We start from the raw sequence: 508 nt of genomic DNA, 5'->3' as shown, positions 1-508 counted from the left end.
GCGCGCTGCTGGGCGTCCGTGGACGACTGCCCGCCGACGCCGGGCTGCGGCTGCGGCCCGGGCTGCTGCGCCGGGCGCTGCTGCCCCGGGCCGCCCGGCCCACGAGCGACGAACTTCACGCGGAGCCCGAGCACGTCGACGATCGCCGTCCGCAGGAGCTCGCTGACGCTGGTGTTCGGGTCGGTCATCTCCTTGAACGAGGCCACGTCCTGCTGGCTCGGGAACGTCAGCGTGAGGACGTCGTCACGCAGCGCGGTGACCTGCGCGGTGACCACGACCGACCAGGCCGAACGCTTCTGCCGCTGGACGTGCTCGACGATCTGCGGCCAGGCGTCGCGGAGCTGCTGGAAGCCCACCGCCCCGATCGGACGCACGGCCGGCTCGTCACCGGCCGCCGTGCCCTGGCCGGTCGAGGACGCGTTCGCCGTCCCCGCGGCAGGCGTCGTGGCCGGCGCCGACCCCGTGGTGGGCTCCGCCGACGGCGCTTCGGGCGCGCTCGGCACCGCCG

The 508-nt window shown here is 76.0% G+C and carries 1 pseudogene; it reads right to left on the bottom strand.

What is annotated here, in order from left to right:
- Positions 1–374 (bottom strand): annotated as a pseudogene (locus HP507_RS04070) (DNA polymerase III subunit gamma and tau); the annotation flags it as partial.
- Positions 375–508 lie beyond the last annotated feature (134 nt).

This window comes from Curtobacterium pusillum (assembly GCF_013359865.1).
Classification (GTDB): domain Bacteria; phylum Actinomycetota; class Actinomycetes; order Actinomycetales; family Microbacteriaceae; genus Curtobacterium; species Curtobacterium pusillum.
Note: the sequence above shows the minus strand (reverse complement) of the source record. Positions and strands in the feature narration are given on the sequence as shown.